Source organism: Flagellimonas marina, from assembly GCF_042651185.1.
In the GTDB taxonomy this organism is placed as follows: domain Bacteria; phylum Bacteroidota; class Bacteroidia; order Flavobacteriales; family Flavobacteriaceae; genus Flagellimonas; species Flagellimonas marina.
The window spans coordinates 366,055-383,311 of sequence record NZ_JBHSCL010000004.1 but is presented as its reverse complement, the minus strand read 5'-3'; the positions used below and the strand labels follow the sequence as shown (position 1 = coordinate 383,311).

The following is a 17,257-nucleotide window of genomic DNA, read 5'->3' as shown; positions in this document are numbered from 1 at the left end:
TAAATTGGTTATTTAATTAGGTGATTTGGCAAGTCTTCGATTTTTTTGCAACATAGCTGATCCATGACTTGACCCAACTGTCTTTTGAACATGGCAATGGCATGGTTGCCGCCCTTATTACCTAAAGCACCGACACTGTACATAAAGGACCTGCCCATAAAGGTAAAATCAGCGCCACTTGCCAAACTTCTGGCAATATCTGGTCCAGATTGTATACCGCTATCCATCATTATGGTCAACTGGTCTTTATATTTTTCAGCAATTCGGCTCAAGGGCGCAATGGTGGATTCCGCCGCATCCAATTGTCTGCCTCCATGGTTTGATACAATAATCCCATCAAACCCCATATCTATGGCATCTTTTGTGTCTTCTTCCGAAGCTACGCCCTTCAACACCAGCTTTCCCTTCCATTTGTCCCTTATCGGCATAATCTTCTCACGGTTCAATTTTCCTGAAAAAGTCTTGTCCATGAACAATCCCAACTGTTTTAAGTTCAATCCCTCTGGTGTGTAGGGTTTGAGTGTTTCAAACGTAGGCTGGCCATAGCGCAACGTTTTAATGGCCCACTCGGGCTTGCCCAGAATCTGTAAAATATTTTTAACCGACATTTTTGGAGGAAGCGCAAGACCATTCTTAATGTCTCGAGGGCGATATCCAAAGGTGGGCACATCGCACAATAGCACCAAAACGGGGCACCCCGCACTTTCGGCCCTACCAATAATATCATTTCTTACATGATCATCCACAGGGTTGTATAACTGAAACCAAGCTTTACCCTCCGTCAATTCACTTGCCCTTTCTATGCTCATAGTGGTGACCGTGCTCAAAATAAAGGGAATGTTGTGCTCAAAGGCTGCCTTGGCCAAAATTTCAGGCGAATTGGGCCACATCAACCCTTGAAGGCCGACTGGTGATATACCGAAGGGAGCATCATATTCAATTCCAAAAAGTGAGGTTTTCAACGAACTTTCACCATAATTCCTAAGGTATCTGGGTTGAAGTTTTACGTCCCTTATCTCCTTTGTGTTCCTTACGATATTGATGTCTTCATTGCATCCTCCATCAAGATACTCAAATGCAAAGCCGGGCACCTTCTTCTTGGAACGCAGCCGTAGGTCTTGTGTGGATGGGTATCTACTATCTATTTGTGCTACAAGGTTCATTTTATAACGAATGGAACGTGTTTTTTAAGTGCGTAATTCTTGCTTAGAAATTTTGAGTTCAGCTTCTGATCAGAAATGGCTATCGCAGCTCCTATTGATGACCCCAATGCCGAATCAGTTGTCATTACCTGTGTATTTTTCAAGTAGTGGGCCAACAACTTCACATAAATATCATTATCAGTGAAACCACCATCAATATAAAGATTGTCGATAATCTTATCATCCATAACCCTTTTAATGATTTTTACCTGTATCATGGTAAGCTCGATCATTAAATGATGGTAAGCGTGCTCAAACGTATTATATGGAATCTCTGTTTTATCGGGCATGTTCTCGTCCGAAAAGCTTTGCCACCTAAAAAGATGCACAAAATCTTTGTTGATTTCAAAAAAAGTGTCAAAATCGAATTTCACCTTTTTGTGTCTATCTTTTTCTACTCCAAAATGTTTGTTCAGAAAATCAATCTGTAGCTTATATTCATTGCCCAGAAATATTCTTGAGGCCTTCACAGGCTTACCATTGATTCGCATATAATTAATGCAATCATTTTTGATGTCCTGTTCGGATAGGTTTCCATCAACAAATGGATTGAAAGCGATGCTCCAGGTACCCGTTGACACCAACACGAACTTTTCTTTTGCTCCCCTAATGTACGGCAGAAGTGCTGCGGAACTATCGTGTATGCCCACCCCTACTTTTATTCGGTTACCGTTGTAGTTCATGTTTATACTGGTTTCCGAAGGTACCAATGGTGCCAATATTTTGTGGAAACCTTCTTTATAAACCCAATCGTGATAGTCCTTCTTTTGGTAATTCCATAGTAAAGTATGAGAACCCAAACTAGTATATTCTGAAACTGGAACACCTGTAAATACATAACTAATGTATTGGGGTAGGTGTAATGATACCTTAATTTTTTTGAAGATTTCAGGCTTATAGTGTTTTAGCCAATACAACTGCATTCCCGAGTTCAATAAACCTGCATCGTCTGAACCTGTCAAGGCCAACAATTGCTCCTTGGGGCCGTACTTGGCAAAAAAACCTTTGGTGACCTCCTCTGGTATGGGCTTGGTATAGTTGTACATGGGCAGTAAAGGGTCGCCATGTTCATCTAAATGCACAAAGCTGGCACCATACGTAGAAAAATTAAGGGCTTGCACATCATAATTGTTCAAGTTGATGGTATTTTCAAAAACACTTTTTAGCCAAACTTGAAGCTCCTCTATATCTTCGCAAGGGTGGTTTTCTTCGTCAACCTTATTTTTAAACTGGCGGTATTCCCGATGCACTTCCTCATAATTCTCATCAAAAAGGAAGAATTTTTTATTTGTTTTACCAATATCAAAGACCGCGGTTACTTTTTTCTTGCCCATTCAATCATAATCCTGTTGCAACCGTGTGTTTTCCACGCTCTGCGATTAATTTATTTCTTACTTCCATTGCCCTGTAGGTCTTCAAGGGGTTTACAGCTCCACCTAAGTCGACCCGCGCTTTTGCAAGCAAGGGCCTCACATCCGTCCTGAAGGCATCCTGCAGAATTTCTTGGCACTGGACCACATCGCCTTTGGACTGCGCTTCGGAAAGACTTTCTTGATCAATTAGCATTGCTTTGGCATAGGATTCCTGTATGGCCTCCAGTGACTGTAGCAAATCTTCCAAGGGATCCTTTATGTTATGGCTTGCATCGATCATCCACGCCAATTCCGGGTTTTGTTTGTTTCTTTCCATTCCATTGACCAATTCGTTGAAAATCAAAAACAAGCTGTAGGGTTTTATGCTTCCTACGGTAAGGTCGTCATCCCCATATTTGCTATCATTGAAATGGAATCCGCCCAGTTTGCCCTTGAGCATCAAGGTGGCCACAATTTGCTCAATGTTCGTGTTTGGCAAATGATGCCCCAAGTCCACAAGGGTATAGGCCCTATCACCGCAGGCATTGGCCAACATAAATGAGGTGCCCCAGTCCTGTATAACGGTACTGTAGAAATTGGGTTCGTAGGGTTTGTATTCTATAAACAGCTTCCAATCATCCGGCATGTGACCATAGATCTTCTTTAAACTGTCCTCAGTGTTGAGAAGGGAGCTCTGAAAATCTCTCTGCCCCGGAAAGTTGGTTCCGTCCGCCAACCAAACAGTCAAGCTTTTAGATCCCAATTTTTCACCTATATCAACAACATCGTTGTTATGCTGAACCGCCATTTGCCTCACTTCTTTATCCATACTGCTGAGTGAACCGTGGCGATAACTCAATTGGGCATTGGATTGATCTTGAAAGGTGTTTGAATTTACCGCATCAAAGATTATCCCGTGGTCTTTGGCTTTCTCTTTTATTGCAGCATAGTCGTTAGGTATGTCCCAAGGTATGTGCAACGAAACAGCTCCTGCCGTCTTTGTGAGAGTGTGCAGAATTCCAATATCATCAATCTTTTCTTCCAAACTGGTAGGTTCTCCGTAGAACCCAAATCTACCAAAACGGGTACCTCCTGCGCCTAAGGCCCAACTTGGAATGGCCACTTGAAAGTCTTGTAGCCTTTGAAGTAACCCTTGTATATTGACTCCTTTTTTTGTGAGTTTTTCCGCTACTCTGGAAAAATCATCCTCAAGGTCTTGAATTTGCTTCTTATTTTGTTCTTGGAGTATGTCTTTTCTAATTTCCATATGTCATCATCAAATAGGTTAGGAAATCCATGGGCCGCTGTTAAACGGCCTCATAGACTTCACAAACTAACTCAAACCAACTTAAATTAACTAAAACTTAATTTTTGCTATCGAACAAAGGCGTTGGCCATACCTCCATCAACATTGATAATATTACCGGTGGACTTATCTAGCAAACCTACAAGCGCAAATACGCCATTTGCTATATCCTCCGGATAAATAATCTCGTTCAATAAATTTCTTTTGGCATAATGGGCCGGAAGTTCTTCAACAGTAATACCATAGGCTTTTGCCCTACCTTCTGCCCAATCACCTTCCCAGATTTTACTGCCCACGATCACGCCGTCAGGATTAACCGTATTGACTCTAATTTTGTCTGAGGCGAGTTCGGATGCCAATAGGCGCACCATATGCTGTTGGGCTGCCTTGGCGGTACCATAACCCACATTATTTGGGCCAGCTACCAATCCATTTTTACTGGCAATCGATATAAAATCCCCACCTTGTCCTTGTTTTCTCATAATTTCCACACCTTGCTTTGCCAGTTCAAATTGACCTTTCACCAAAACATCTTGTAAAATATCCCAATCCGACTCGGATGTCTCCGCCAAAGGTTTAGATATGGCAAGACCTGCGCTATGAATCACAATATCCACACCTCCAAACTCAAGACATGCTTTTTTGTACGCATTTTGTATTGACTCTATTTTGGTGACATCACAAACCTCATAGGCGGCTGTATCTTTTTTATAGGACTGAACAGCTTCTTGCAATCTATTCTCGGCCACATCCGTCAAGACAACATTTGCCCCTTCTTCAACCAATTTATCAGCAATGGCTTTTCCAATACCGCCCCCTGCTCCCGTGACCAAGGCAACTTTCCTTGACAATGGTTTTTCTTTCGGCATTCGTTGCAGTTTTGCTTCCTCCAACAACCAGTACTCAATATCAAAAGCTTCCTGTCTTGGAAGTGAGGTATATGCCGAGATTGCTTCGGCACCTCGCATTACATTGATGGCGTTGATATAGAATTCACTTGCCACCCGCGTTGTCTGCTTATTTTTGGCAAAGCTGAACATACCAACCCCAGGATACAAAATGATCACTGGGTTTGGATCCCGCATTGCGGGACTATTGTCCCTTTTGCACGTATTGTAATACGCTTCATACTCTTTCCTGTATTGCTCAAAAGCAGGTTTTAGCTTGTTCAATGTCTTTTCCGCATCGGTAATATCTTCATTGGGGCTCAAGTCCAAAACCAAGGGCTGAATCTTTGTTCTAAGAAAATGATCAGGACATGAGGTGCCCATAGGTGCAAGGCGCTCTAAATCATGACTGTTGATATATTCCAAGACTGTATCCGAGTCATTAAAATGACCTATCATTCTGTTTTCTGATGAACAAAGCCCCCTTAACAAAGGCATCAATTGTGCTGCTTTTTCTTTACGCTCATCACCTTGCAGCGATTTTACTTTTGCGCCGCCAAACACACTCCCCTTCTCTTTTACCTTTTTAGCAATGTATTCCGAGGCCATCTCGATTACTTCAAGGCTATTGATATAACATTCGTAGGAAGTGTCACCCCAAGTGAAAAGCCCATGGCTACCCAAGACAATCCCTCGAATTCCAGGGTTTTCTTCCAAGCACTTTTCCAATTGCAGACCTAAATCAAACCCTGGTCGTTGCCACGGTACCCAGCCCATGGTATCACCCCAGATTTCTTTGGTAACCTTCTCGCTGTCTTTTGCGGCAGCTACAGCAATCAGTGCATCTGGGTGCAAATGGTCAATATGCTTGAACGGTAACAGACCGTGTAATGGTGTATCTATTGAAGGGGCCCGACTGTCTAGATCATATATGCAATGATTGAAGAGGCCGACCATTCGATCTTCATCATCAAGTCCTTGGTAAACATTCTTTAAACTTCTAAGTCTTGCTGTGTAGAGACCTGCTATTCCACTCTTGTCCAAAGTCCCTATATCACCTCCGGAACCCTTGATCCACATCACCTCAACTTCTTCATTGGTCAACGGGTCTTTTTCTATCGTTTTACAGCTTGTGTTACCACCGCCATAATTGGTAATTCTCAGGTCAGATCCCAATATGTTAGATCTGTATAAAAAAAGTGAAACTTGGTCATCACCAAATTCATTTGCCTTTTTATCGTCCCAAAGGTAGTTTACGTACTTAAAAGCCTTAGGTTTAGTGCTCATCTTACAGTTTTTGTTATTTATTCAGCTAACATAATTAAAGATATAGTAGGCGGTATCCTGTACTGTACCGTGGGACTTTATTATTTTTCTATTTTTGCTGTATTTCAACTAAGAAATGCTTTTACTTCCGTAAAAAATTAACCCATGCTCAATCAAATAAAGATAAATCCTAAATCACGTAAACCAAAATACTTGCAGATAGTTGACAGTATAATTGAGAATATAGCTTCTGACAATTTTAAAATTGATGAAAAGCTTCCTTCAATTAACAACTTGAGCGAGGAATTTTATTTGTCCAGGGATACCGTGGAAAAAGCTTATAATCTTTTGAAAGAGCAAAAGGTAATTGTATCCATCAAGGGAAAGGGATATTTTGTGAACCGAACGCCTCTGATTGCAAAAACCAATATCCTGTTCTTAATAAATAAGTTGAGCAACTACAAAATGAAGGTTTACAATTCATTCGTAGCACATGCCGGTGCCAAAGCTTATGTTGATCTTCAGGTTTACCATTGCGACGAAGGGCTCTTTCTGAACCTTTTGAATAAAAATTTTGGTGCCTACGACTATTATGTAGTAATGCCCCATTTTAAAACTGATAGCCTAAACCACGTCAGTACAACCCCAGATGTTGAAAAAGCGTTAGCCAAGATATCTAAAGATAAATTAGTGCTCCTTGATAATAATAAAGGACCTTCAGAGGACATTTTTTTGCAGATTTACCAAGACTTTCAAGAAGATATCTACAATGCTTTGAACGAGGGCATTGAAAAAATATTGGGATACAACAAATTGGTATTGGTATATCCAGAAAAATCAGTATATCCTTATCCAAAGCGAATCTTACATGGCTTTAGAAAGTTTTGTGTCCAGCATCATCTCGATTTTGAAATTTACGACGAGATATACGATGAAATGATATTAAAAAAAGGGGACCTTTTTATTGTTATTGAAGAAAACGATTTGGTTAACCTTCTCAAAAGAATCCGAGAAAAGGACTTGGTTTTAGGCAAAGAAATTGGTGTAATATCCTATAATGAAACACCGCTAAAGGAATTATTGGGCATCACCGTAATATCGACCAATTTTGTTAAAATGGGGCAACATGCGGCAGAAAGGATTCTAAATAAAAAAGGAGGGAATTTTAAAAATGAATTCAATTTCATAGATAGGAATTCCATATAATCCCTAATCTTTTAAAAATTTCGCCCTTAAGTCCTTGATCTCATTTTCTTTAATTGGGTTGACAACGCCAAGTGCCTTACTGTCAATAATAGACTTTGCACTGAATTCTGCCACTTCCAAGCGGTCAAAAGCTTCCAAAAGACTTGATCCTGTAACTAGAATGGAATTGTTTTGAAAAAGACCTATTGGGGTGTGCTTGCCCAGAACCTTAACAGCGTCACCTCCTCTTTTTAATGGATCACCATAAGGAAGCAAGGGTATATCTTCCAACAGAACATACGATTCAGGAATGGTTCTCGTGTCCATTTTTGAATGTGTAATGGCAAATGCCATTGCGTTGGGTGATTGTGTAGAAATTATACAATTGATGTTTTTATGATTTTTGTAGATTTCCTGATGCATGGGTGTTGCCCTACTGGGCTCTTTTTGAGCCTCTTTTGTTTCCTTATCTATAAACACCAAATCTCCAGGGGTTATTTCCCTTCTGTTGGAATTTGTAGGATTAATCAAAAAAGCTGTTTCGGTCAACCTGTGGGAAATTGTGCCAAATGAACTGACCATAAGCCCTTGCCTACATGCCCGCTGTATGATGTTTGCCATTTCATGCCGAAGGAGCAGTTCTTCTTCCGAAGGATTGTGTTCTGGAATGGCTCCAAAACCATTCTTTAAAGCTTCAAATGCGCCCAATTGCGTATTACTAAGAGATTTACTCTTACCGAGCATCTTAGAACGTATCAATGTTTTTGCACAAAACTCCAGTGTCTCAAAGCGCATGAATGCCTCTGAAAGGGTGCTTCCTCCGATTACGATACCATGGTTTTCCATGATGACCGAATTGAAACCTTTTTGAAATTCTTCAGCTATACTCTGGCCCAAAGCTTCACTACCTGGCAAGCGGTAAGGTGCAAAACCTACCGAACCACAAAGTTGTTTTGCTTGCGGAATGATTGTGGTGTCTGGAATTTGCCCTACTATGCTAAAAGCAACACATGCAGGAGGATGTGCATGTATAATTGCCTTAATGTCAGGTCTTTTGTTGTATATCGCCGCGTGAAATGGAAATTCAGATGAAGGTTTGTGCCTACCTTCATAATCGCCATTAGTCTTTACTTTAACGATGTCCTTTCTGGATAGTGAACCCTTGTCCACTCCAGCAGGAGTGATCCAAACAACATTGTCTTCTCCTTTGATGGAAATATTGCCGCCTGATGTGGTGGTCAGTCTTGATTTATAGATTTGCTCCAATGCATTTGCAATTAAAATGCTTGGATGTGTACCGGAAACTCCCATATGAATCGTCTGTTAAAGTTTAAAAGGACTCTAAGTCAACCTTGATAAATCTATTTTTACTCATTTCCGGAATTAGCAAAGTGCCTCTTTCTGGATCAATGCCCAAATCGGCCATTTGTACAAACCCGGTCAGAACTTCGTTAACGTTTCCGGTTTCGGATATTTTTAGAAGTCTTCCACCAACCCAATCTGTTGCATAATAAAAACCTTTGTACTTGACAACACCATCAAAATTGGCAATGGGCAAACCTTTTCCAACTGCCACAATCTCTTTTGTTTTTAAATTTACCGTCTTCAGAGTACCCTTTCGACTCGTTTCAAAAGTAGCCTCATTGGTCATTGGGCCCCAAGTGGCCACAATGAGGTCATCACCATCCACCCACAAGCCATTGGGACATTCCAATTCCTCATTTTGTAGAAAAATTTCCACATTCCCTTTATTGTCTATTCTATAAATACTGTTTTCATAGGTATCAGATACATAGATATTTCCTTCAGGTGTGGCTGCGACATCATTGGCAAAACGCGATCCAGGAAGTGGTATTTTTTTTTCAATTTTACCGTCTTCAATGCGTATTTTCACCAATACCCCTCTATCTGCAACATACAAGTGTCCATCATGTGAAGACATGCCAGTGGGCGCATCCAAACCTTCTACCCATCTATTTTTTAAAACATTTCCATTTTCATCGAGACGGGTAATCCAACCATAGCCATCTTTTTCAATAGTAACCTTTTCACCACCCAAGTTTGATATAAACCAGGATTTTGACCCCGTATCCCAGTAGGCATTTTCTGGAGTATCCAAAATCTGATCAAGGTTGTTGCTAAAATTGGTATATGTTGCTTCTACCATATCTTTCCACTTGAGCATGGAACGTGACAAATGGTTTTTTGGCTCTTCCTCAATCCCAAAAGTATGTAGTATGGTCTTACCCTTAAATCCGATTTTCTGAAGTACGGAAACAAATTTCTCCACCTCAAAATCCCCTTTATCCAATGGCTGTATGGCATCGGACCAGTCTGCCTTGTCATTTTCCCTCATGGTCACATCTGTTCCTGAGATTGAAGCAAACTTTACGTACGGAGCTGTTTTAATGGCCACATCCAACAATCTATTTCCATTGCCCGCACGCATTTCATGGCACAAATGGAGCGTTGTATACAGATTATTGGTATTCAATGCATCAATATATGTTAGAGATTCTTCGGCAGATTCAATAAAGGTGTTATCATGAGGATAGAGCACAATATCCTTCCCAAGTTTTTCAGCCTCAGCGGTCATCTCCTTTAATAGTGCTATCACTTTTTGTTCGGTGGCATTTGGCTCAAGGATAATGACCCACAATGAAGCGTTTTTGGGCAAGGCATTCAATGTCTTTTTCCATAACTCCCTTTCGCTTGCGTAATCTTGGCTAAAGTCAAAAGGAAAATAGACTATTGGGATTGACAATTTACCCGATGAAAATTCAGGTGAACCAAGATATTCCAGCAGCTTTTGTCTTTGACCATCATTTTTAACAGCGAAGGTAACACCCTTGTAGCCCAATTCAGCGAACAATCTTGACCGTTCAGGCACTGACATCCCATCCATTTTAAAATCAAATGCGTACAACGATTTCTCTATTCCTTGCGCATTGGACAATACTACCGACAGGGTAGCTAATGCAACTAATATGCTTTTTCCTTTTATCACTTTTATTTAGTTTTTAAAATAATGCTCATACCATTCATTCTCATTACCAATTTCACCGAATGGACTTACAGGGTTCTTAAGTTCACTATCCCAATCCATCAAGGATTTTCTCATGGTTTTGGCCATTTCGGGATATTCCTGTATTAGGTTTTTGTTTTCATGTTCTGAAGTAGAGACATCAAACAGATACTCCGTATCTCCAGCCTTTAAGAATTTATAGTTCCCCATTCTAACAGCCTGCTGGCCCCAAAAACGCCAATAAATTGCCTCATGCGGATCTTCTTTTTTTTCTCCATTTAAATACGGTATCAGGTTAACGCCATCAAGTTCATCCACTGTTCCCAACCCTGCAAGGGCAACACAGGTCGCTGCTACATCAAGGGAGATAACTGGCTTATCATAAACTTGCCCCCCTGGTATGCCCTTGGGCCAATTGATGATGAAAGGTACTCGGATACCTCCTTCGGATAGCATTCCCTTTTCACCTACCCATGGCGTGTTTAGAGAACCATCCCAAGCTCCTCCCTTAAAAGAGATGGGCTTGTCTTCCATGGTTATTTTTAAAGGAGCACCGTTATCGCTGATAAAAAATATGATTGTATTCTCTTCCACTCCCATTTCTCGAAGGGTTTGTTTTATTTTGCCGACACCATCATCAATTGCCGACATCATGGCCAAGCAGTAACGACGGCGTACCGGCATATCTTCAGGAAACCGGTCCAAATATTTTTTGGTAGCTTCCAACGGTACATGGGGAGCAAAATAGGAGAGGTAATAGAAAAAGGGTTTATCACTGTTCTTTTTTATGAATTCAACAGTGGCATCAGTCTGTACATCCAAGCGATAACCTTCTTGTTTTATCCATTGCGCCTCTATTTCATCACCATCTAAAGTATAGGTAGCCCAAAAATTAGTCCCGTAGCCTTGAAACGTTTTGTCAAAACCCCGATTGGAACTCATATACGGTATTTTCTTTTCAAAAGGAATGTCTTCTGGCAGGTATTTTTTCTTATGATTGAGTTCCGGTAAATTCTCAACAATCCACTCATTTGATTGGTGGTTGGGGTCTAAATGCCATTTGCCCGTCATACCTGTTACATAACCTGCTTTCTGCATGCGTTCTGCAATCAGGGTTTCACTTAAAGGAAGCGGAATAAGTCCATTATGATCAAGACCGAATCGTTGTTGGTAACGACCTGTCAACAATCCAGCTCTTGAAGGAATACATTGGGGCGCGGTCACATAACCTGAAGTCATTCTTGCTCCGTTTTTGGCAAGCAAATCAAGATTCGGGGTTTTAATGTCACTTACTTGGCCATTGGCCCCCACATCGGCGTACCCTTGGTCATCAGTGAATATTAGGATGATATTTGGCCTATCCTGACCAAAAGACAATGAAGTCATCCATAGAAGTAATACTAAAATGGGATACCTTGATTTCATGGTTTATAGATTAAATGATGGTAAATGTATTCTTGCTGAACATAACCGTCATCATGCACTATCCTGATGTAAAAAAGTAACCAGCATCATAGAGCAGGATAGTTTACCTAAAATCTCAAGGTAGTTTTAGAGTATTTTGATAACAAAATATACAATGCAAAAATTTCTATTCTTTCTTTTGATTTCTCCTTGGACCATCCTTTCACAAAACTTAAAAACGCCCTTGTCCTTGAATACCCAAAAAGTCAATGATATTACTGTTGAAACTTTGGAAAACGCAACGTTTAGCCTTGAAACAACAGGAAAAGACCCCCATATATTCACCAATGCCCTTTCATCTAATGTAAACATATCACATAACAGATTGGCTTTTGAATACTTCTGCCCAACGGGAGTAGATTTTATCGAATTGCGGTTTTATCCGGAACGCGAAGGACTAAAACCCAAAATTGTGAGGGACGTAGGTTCAACAGAGGGCTGGGTGGAATTTAAAATCGATTTAAGTACAGAATTAAAGGAATGGGGCAAAAAAGGGGATTACCTCCGTTTGGATTTTGGCGCTGCCCCAGCATTGAACATTCAGATCAGAGATTTGGTGCTGAGACCGCAGACTGCTCGCGAAAAGGAGTTGGAAGCCAAAAAGGAAATTCAAAAGAAACAGGAAGCCCTTCTCGAAAAAAATTTGATATCCTATCTAAACAAGGAGTATCCAAACTCCATTTCAAATGTTTTGGTAACCGATGATAACGTGCAAATAGAGGGAAAGGTTGCCAATACTGGAAATTTATTCTTGGCTGAAATCAGCCCTTATGAACACGCCACGGAATTAGACAATTTTGAATTCATGGTACCTGTGGAATCCGAAAAAGAAAAATTCAAAATTTCTGTTGACCGGACCATACAGCGCCATGGATTTGATCAAGACCGAGTACTTTCAAAATGGATGATTGTACAGAAAAAAGGAGAAGATTACCTATCGGTTTCGCATGCGCGTTACGCGGATTCCATCGCTCCAAAATATACCTATTCCTTTGTAAAACCTTCCACCAAGAAAGGGCTTGGTGGGTATAGCGCCAACAGAGAGGCACCCATCTCCGATCTCGACGATTTGGGAATCACCAGTGCTACGGTGAATATTTGGGTCACCCATTTTTTCCGCTCTGGACCATCTCCTGAAAACATGCCTTTTGAATATATGGGCAAGACATATTATGTTGATAAAAAACAGGTGGAGAATTACGACAAGACCCTGCTTACCACTGCGGAAAGGGATATAGAGGTCTCTGCCATACTTTTGGTGGATAAGGCTTCAAAAGCAAAAGATCCCGAGATAGGCCGTATTCTTCAGCATCCAGACTGTGATCCCGCCGGAATCTACAGCATGCCTAACCTAACTACCCCTGAAGGGGTGCAGTATTATGCAGCCGTTCTGGATTTCTTAGCGGACAGATACAGCAGACCTGATAAAAAATATGGGAGAATACACCATTACATTATCCACAATGAAGTAGATGCAGGCTGGGTTTGGACAAACGCCGGAGAGAAGACCCCTTTGGTGTTCATGGACCTCTACCATAAATCCATGCGCATGTCCCATAACATAGCTCGTAAATACAACCCAAATTCAAAAGTATTTATTTCCTTGACCCATTATTGGAACTGGACTTCCAATCCAAAATTCTACCATTCCAAAGAACTCTTGGAACAACTTCTCCAGTTTTCAAAAAAGGAAGGTGACTTTGAGTGGGCCATTGCCCATCACCCCTATCCAGAATCACTGCGCGAGCCAAAGACTTGGTTGGACAAAAAAGTCAGTTTTGATTTTGACACACAACTTATCACCTTTAAAAACACGGAGGTTTTGGATGCATGGGTAAAACAGCCCGAAGTACTTTTTAAAGGAAAGACGAAACGCCTCGTTTACCTTTCGGAGAATGGTACCAACTCACCTACCTATAGTGAACAAGACTTAAAAGAACAGGCAGCTGGTATGGCCTATGCCATGAAAAAAATAAAATATCTGGACGGTATCGATGGTTTCCAATATCACAATTGGCAAGATAACCGAAAAGAAGGCGGGCTGCGCATTGGATTAAGGCGCTTTCCAGATGACAAGGAAGACCCCAGCGGCATAAAACCCGTTTGGAAGGTCTATCAAGCCTTCGGAACGGAACAAGAAGATGAAGTGTACGACCAATACAAATCAATGATCGGGATAGACAGTTGGGATGAAATCCGATACAAGGGTAAAATCGAAAAAAAAAACTAAAATCCTCATCGAACATTAGTAACCCTAACTGGACCGCCACGGATGCCTTGGGCCGAATATTGCCCGATTTCGAAGAAGTCGGTGCCCCTAAAGAAAATCGGTATGTGGGCATGTTCTATTTTATGACGCACAACAATACCGATGCTCCGGGTCCCTTCAACGTAACCGAAATTTTAAAAAAGAACCCAAAAAACCCACAATGGGGCAATGGCAGCCACTACTGGGGAGAGCCAGAGATTGGATATTATCTAAACCACGAGGCGTGGGCCATTCGTAAACATGCGTATCAATTGGTAGATGCAGGTATAGATGTCATCATTATGGATGTGACAAATAACAAAACCTATCCAGAGACCTATCTTAAAATATGCGAGGTTTTTGCTTCAATGCGAAAAGAAGGGGAGCAAACGCCTTACATTGCTTTTTTGGGCAGCGAAATATCGGTCAATACCCTGTGGAATGAATTCTATTCCAAAGGCTTGTACCAAGACCTCTGGTTTTATTGGAAGGGAAAACCGCTCCTATTATATGGACAGCATGAAATGCCCGGCAGGAATAAAGTGAACGATATAACTTTTTCAGAAGAAATACGGTCTTTTTTCAATTTAAAACAAAGCTGGGCATGGACATCTTTGCCCTGGTATGATCAAAAAGGTAAGGATGAATGGCCATGGGTCGATCATTTTCCACAAGCCATAGCCTGGCACAATGACCCCAAAGAGAAAGAAATGGTCCCTGTTGCCGCTGCACAACATCCTTTATCCAATATTGGTCGTAGCTTTCATCATTTCCATCAGCCAGAAATCAATATGCTTGATGTTACTCCAGATACTGACAAAGGATTGTTCTTTCAAGAACAATGGGATAGAGCCTTGGAGGTTGACCCAGAATTTGTTTTTGTGACTGGATGGAATGAGTGGTCGGCGGGCAGGCAACAAATGGGAAAGGATATTAGCAAGGATCTTCAGAAGTGGAGTTTTTATCCGGGTGCACATTTAGGTAAAGTAGGAAAAAAACTGAAGGAAGGGGATATATACTTTATTGATCAATATAATCAGGAATACAGCAGGGATATAGAACCCATGAAAGGTGGACATTCCGATAATTATTATTATCAATTGATGGCAAATGTTCGAAGGTATAAAGGGATGCCCAAACCAATAGCACCAGAGGAAAAAAGGAGCATTGATATAGCTGGCGATTTTGATCAATGGAATACAGTGGAAATGACTTTTTACGATCACATTGGCGACACCGCTCACAGGAATAGTCAAAAACAGGGTGCCGCCGGGCCCTATATCAATACTAAAGGAAGGAACGATATTGTGCAAACCAAAGTGGCAAGGGATGAAAACCAAGTTTATTTCTATGCGAAGACCCTAAATCCCATTACCAGTCCAGAAGATGGAAACTGGATGTTGTTGTTCATTGACACTGACCGTGACAAGTCCACCGGTTGGGAAGGGTATGATTTTTTGATAAATCATGAGTTGATGGCAGATGGAAAAACCACCATCAAAAAATTCCATCCCAAAAAGGGGTGGAAAAAAAGTGGTGAAGCAGCATATACAGTTAAAGAAAACCAATTGATGTTTTCAATACCAAGAGTCCATTTTTCCAAGGATAACCATTTAAATTTTGAATTCCACTGGATAGACAATCCACCAAAACTGGAAAGTATTTACGATTTTTTTACTGCAGGCGACAATGCGCCAAACAGGAGGGCGAATTACATTTATACTGAATGATCTTCAATCATATTTTAAATCAACCAATGAAACCTTTATACGTTATTAGTTTTTGCATATTAATTCTTCTGCTTGGCTGCAAATCAGAAGACCGTAACAACAATTCAAAAAAGAGTGCAAGTACCAAGCCAAACATTTTGGTCATTGTTGCTGATCAGCTCCGGTCACAAGATTTAAGTTGCTATGGAGGGGTCAATATTCAAACCCCCAATTTTGATCGTCTGGCCATGGAAGGCCTTAAAGCCACTAATGCCTATAGCACTTATCCCATCTGTTCACCGTTTAGGGGAATGTTGATGACAGGACTTTATCCTTTGAAATCTGGCATTTCATGTAACGACCATCCTTTAAACCCAGATTTACCCTCATTTGCCAAAGCCTCTAAAAAACAAGGTTACGAAACGGCATTTATTGGAAAATGGCACATCAATGGAATTGGAAGGGAGGCTTATATCCCTCCTGGGCGCAGGTTGGGTTTTGAGTTTTGGCAAGCCTTGGAGTGTACACACGATTATTTTAAATCGCTCTACTATGACAACGATTCCAAAGAGCCTAAATATTGGGAAGGTTATGATGCGGATGCACAAACCAGATCTGCCATCAACTTTATTCAAGACAGAAATACTGAAAATCCTTTTTTTCTCACGCTTTCATGGGGACCTCCCCACGGACCCTACATTGCCCCACAGGAATACATGGACCAAATTAATCCGGAAGAGTTGGTGTTGAGAGAAAATTGTGCTGAGCATGAGATTCTTGATGAGTTAAAAAACAATCCTCGTTTTACCATTCCCGAAGCATATATTGACACTTACAATAACCCCCGAAAATTTGCCAAGGAAGTACAACACATTAGACAAAACTATGCTGGGTACCTGTCGGCCATATTGGCTTTGGATGATTATTTGGGTAGCTTGATCAAAACCCTTGAGAATGAAAAAATCCTTGATAACACCATAATTGTTGTCACCTCAGATCATGGCGATCATTTAGGGTCACATCAATTTGTGGACAAGAATACTCCTTTTTTAGAATCAACTTCAATTCCTTTTCTATTGAGGTATCCTCAGGAAATTGAACCTAAAACCGTTTCTGATGCTTTACTTTCTCCCATCGATTTTCTGCCTACCGTATTCGGTTTGGCAGAACTTGAACACGCCAAAATAGATGGAATCGATTTGAGCGAGATAATCAAAAAAGAAAAAGAGGATACTCGTGATGCCATTTTACTTATGAACTTGACCCATTTGAACAACACCAGTTTAGCGAATGGTTTGGATACCTATCGAGGGGTACAAACCAAAAAATATACGTATGTACGATATGAAGATAAAAGTCCTTGGTTGTTATATGACAATGTAAGTGATCCGTACCAAATGAAAAATCTAGTGAATGATCCCAACTATTCTAAATTAATCGCAGAGTTGGATGTCAAACTTGATAAATTACTTCATGAAGCCGGAGATAGTGAGAATACCAAGTTGATATACGACCGAATCATCAAAGAAAATCCTGATAGACAACTATTACTCGATCTCAGGGAAGCAAACCCTGGTAAACTATAAGGAAATCTTTAACCTAAAATCACCCAA

General features: G+C 40.8%; 11 protein-coding genes. 4 read left to right on the top strand and 7 right to left on the bottom strand.

Annotated features, from left to right (window positions below):
• Positions 1-8: 8 nt before the first annotated feature.
• The 4 genes from ACFOWS_RS05185 to ACFOWS_RS05170 all read right to left on the bottom strand — a co-directional run bounded on the left by ACFOWS_RS05185 (position 9) and on the right by ACFOWS_RS05170 (position 6,034).
• The gene (locus ACFOWS_RS05185) at positions 9-1,163 is read right to left on the bottom strand and encodes an alpha-hydroxy acid oxidase (RefSeq protein WP_379762898.1); all 1,155 of its coding nucleotides are present in this window, start codon (positions 1,161-1,163) and stop codon (positions 9-11) included.
• Positions 1,160-2,536, bottom strand: coding sequence for an FGGY-family carbohydrate kinase (locus ACFOWS_RS05180; protein ID WP_379762897.1), 1,377 nt, complete (start codon positions 2,534-2,536; stop codon positions 1,160-1,162). Before ACFOWS_RS05180 ends, ACFOWS_RS05185 begins: the two co-directional genes overlap by 4 nt.
• 4 nt (positions 2,537-2,540) lie before the next feature.
• Complete coding sequence (locus ACFOWS_RS05175) at positions 2,541-3,821, bottom strand: sugar isomerase (RefSeq protein ID WP_379762896.1); 1,281 nt, start codon at positions 3,819-3,821, stop codon at positions 2,541-2,543.
• A gap of 107 nt (positions 3,822-3,928) precedes the next feature.
• On the bottom strand, positions 3,929-6,034 hold the full coding sequence (locus ACFOWS_RS05170) for a bifunctional aldolase/short-chain dehydrogenase (protein ID WP_379762895.1): 2,106 nt from the start codon (positions 6,032-6,034) through the stop codon (positions 3,929-3,931).
• 144 nt (positions 6,035-6,178) lie between these two features.
• On the opposite strand from ACFOWS_RS05170, the gene ACFOWS_RS05165 reads away from it, so the two are divergent.
• Positions 6,179-7,219: a GntR family transcriptional regulator gene (locus ACFOWS_RS05165; RefSeq protein ID WP_379762894.1), complete on the top strand. Its 1,041-nt coding sequence runs from the start codon at positions 6,179-6,181 to the stop codon at positions 7,217-7,219.
• Positions 7,220-7,222: 3 nt separating this feature from the next.
• Here the strand turns inward: ACFOWS_RS05165 and ACFOWS_RS05160 are convergent, their stop codons facing one another.
• From ACFOWS_RS05160 to ACFOWS_RS05150, 3 genes are read right to left on the bottom strand one after another with little or no spacing between them, the layout of a single operon-like run.
• Complete coding sequence (locus tag ACFOWS_RS05160; RefSeq protein WP_379762893.1) at positions 7,223-8,509, bottom strand: class II aldolase/adducin family protein; 1,287 nt, start codon at positions 8,507-8,509, stop codon at positions 7,223-7,225.
• A 19-nt stretch (positions 8,510-8,528) separates the two neighbouring features.
• On the bottom strand, positions 8,529-10,205 hold the full coding sequence (locus ACFOWS_RS05155; RefSeq protein ID WP_379762892.1) for a TIM barrel protein: 1,677 nt from the start codon (positions 10,203-10,205) through the stop codon (positions 8,529-8,531).
• Positions 10,206-10,211: 6 nt separating this feature from the next.
• Positions 10,212-11,648, bottom strand: a complete 1,437-nt coding sequence (locus tag ACFOWS_RS05150) for a sulfatase family protein (protein ID WP_379762891.1) — start codon at positions 11,646-11,648, stop codon at positions 10,212-10,214.
• A gap of 154 nt (positions 11,649-11,802) precedes the next feature.
• Here ACFOWS_RS05150 and ACFOWS_RS05145 point away from each other — a divergent pair, with 154 nt between their 5' ends.
• Genes ACFOWS_RS05145 through ACFOWS_RS05135 form a run of 3 tightly spaced genes read left to right on the top strand, consistent with a single transcriptional unit; the run spans position 11,803 to position 17,230 of the window.
• A complete protein-coding gene (locus ACFOWS_RS05145; protein WP_379762890.1) occupies positions 11,803-13,917 on the top strand; it encodes a DUF5722 domain-containing protein in 2,115 nt (704 codons plus the stop codon).
• 47 nt (positions 13,918-13,964) lie between these two features.
• Positions 13,965-15,665, top strand: coding sequence for a hypothetical protein (locus tag ACFOWS_RS05140; protein WP_379762889.1), 1,701 nt, complete (start codon positions 13,965-13,967; stop codon positions 15,663-15,665).
• Between the two features lie 26 nt (positions 15,666-15,691).
• Positions 15,692-17,230, top strand: coding sequence for a sulfatase family protein (locus ACFOWS_RS05135; RefSeq protein ID WP_379762888.1), 1,539 nt, complete (start codon positions 15,692-15,694; stop codon positions 17,228-17,230).
• The last annotated feature ends 27 nt before the right edge of the window (positions 17,231-17,257 follow it).

Coding starts and splice junctions, on each gene's coding strand:
- ACFOWS_RS05185 (WP_379762898.1), bottom strand. CDS start 1,163: ATGAACCTTGTAGCACAAATAGATAGTAGATACCCATCCACACAAGAC.
- ACFOWS_RS05180 (WP_379762897.1), bottom strand. CDS start 2,536: ATGGGCAAGAAAAAAGTAACCGCGGTCTTTGATATTGGTAAAACAAAT.
- ACFOWS_RS05175 (WP_379762896.1), bottom strand. CDS start 3,821: ATGGAAATTAGAAAAGACATACTCCAAGAACAAAATAAGAAGCAAATT.
- ACFOWS_RS05170 (WP_379762895.1), bottom strand. CDS start 6,034: ATGAGCACTAAACCTAAGGCTTTTAAGTACGTAAACTACCTTTGGGAC.
- ACFOWS_RS05165 (WP_379762894.1), top strand. CDS start 6,179: ATGCTCAATCAAATAAAGATAAATCCTAAATCACGTAAACCAAAATAC.
- ACFOWS_RS05160 (WP_379762893.1), bottom strand. CDS start 8,509: ATGGGAGTTTCCGGTACACATCCAAGCATTTTAATTGCAAATGCATTG.
- ACFOWS_RS05150 (WP_379762891.1), bottom strand. CDS start 11,648: ATGAAATCAAGGTATCCCATTTTAGTATTACTTCTATGGATGACTTCA.
- ACFOWS_RS05145 (WP_379762890.1), top strand. CDS start 11,803: ATGCAAAAATTTCTATTCTTTCTTTTGATTTCTCCTTGGACCATCCTT.
- ACFOWS_RS05135 (WP_379762888.1), top strand. CDS start 15,692: ATGAAACCTTTATACGTTATTAGTTTTTGCATATTAATTCTTCTGCTT.